At 56.0% G+C, this 1343-nt stretch carries 1 pseudogene; it reads right to left on the bottom strand.

Annotated features, from left to right (window positions below):
- Window positions 1-35: 35 nt before the first annotated feature.
- Window positions 36-1242: pseudogene (locus RAE04_RS11675) on the bottom strand (IS3 family transposase); the annotation flags it as partial.
- Between the last annotated feature and the right edge of the window lie 101 nt (window positions 1243-1343).

The raw sequence follows: 1343 nt of genomic DNA, 5'->3' as shown, positions 1-1343 counted from the left end.
GTGAACTGGCCCCCGAAAGTTGGACTGGTTTAATTCTAGGCGGTTAGGGCTTCAAGGGTCTGATTTCGATATTGCATCGGGGTTAGACCCTTGAGTCGTTGTTGGATGCGTTCGGTGTTGTACCACCGGATGTACTCGTCGATTGCCTGGTTGAACTCTGCGACGGTGTCGAAGGCTTCTCCGTGGTACATCTCGGTTTTCAGGTGGCCGAAGAAGTTCTCCATGACCGCGTTGTCGTAGCAGTTGCCTTTGCGTGACATCGATTGGACTCCTTGGTGCTGGCTAATCAGGGTGCGCCATGATGAGTGCTTGTATTGGAATCCTTGATCGGTGTGGATCATCCAGCCCGGCTCTGGAGCACACGCTTTGATCGCCTGCGCCAACGAAGCCGAGGTAAACGCCGTAGACGGCGATGTGGACACTGTGTGGGCGACGATTGAGCGGTCGAACAGGTCCATCACCGGTGAGAGATACACCTTGCGGCCAGCGACTTTGAACTCGGTGACGTCGCTGACAAAGACGGTATTTGGCTTATCTGGGGTGAAGTTGCGCTCGAGTGTGTTCTCAGCGATGTAGCTGATTGTGCCAGTGTAGGAGATGTAGGGCCTGCGCTGGCGGATCTTGGCTTTCAAGCCCATGGCGCGCATGAGCTTGTAGACAAGTTTGTGGTTGACCACCCAGCCCTGGTTACGCAGGTCGAGCAGTACCCGCCGGTAGCCGTAGCGGTGTTTGTTGCGCTGAAAACTGTCCCGGATCGCGTCTTTGAGCTCGGCATGTTTATCCGGTGCGGTGAGTCGTTTTTGGTGGTAGAAGAATGTCGAGCGTGCCATGCCGGCCGCATCCAGGAGGAACTCCAAGCGGTGGTGTGACTTGAGGATGACGATTGCCTGGGCTTTCAGGCGTGTCCCTGGTTCCTCAAGTCTCGCAATTTTTTTAAGTAGGCGTTTTCCGCTTCCAGCCGCTCAACCTGGCGGCGAAGCTTTTCCTCTTCCGTGAGGCGTTTCGGCCCAGCCGATCCTTTGGGCCTGCCCTTCGGCTTCGGGCGCAGAGCCTCGTCGCCGCCTCTGCGCCACTTAGCCACCCAGTCCTTGACGAGATGGTCGGATGAAAGATTGAACTCTCGGGCAAGATCCATCATCGACTCACCCGCAAGATGACGTTCTACAACTTCCTTCTTCGCCTCGAAGGAGTAGTGCTGCTTGTTTGGTTTCTCCACGAGACATAGTCTGCCACGCAGTTGGAAACGGCGATAAAGTCTACGCGTTGCGTCTCTCGAGACACCGACAACACGAGCAGCGGCTCGGCAACCCATTCCCTGCTCGAAAAGCTCCACTAACTGCTCA

The sequence above is a fragment of the Corynebacterium sp. CTNIH16 genome (assembly GCF_032821655.1).
Lineage (GTDB): Bacteria > Actinomycetota > Actinomycetes > Mycobacteriales > Mycobacteriaceae > Corynebacterium > Corynebacterium marquesiae.
Note: the sequence above shows the minus strand (reverse complement) of the source record. Positions and strands in the feature narration are given on the sequence as shown.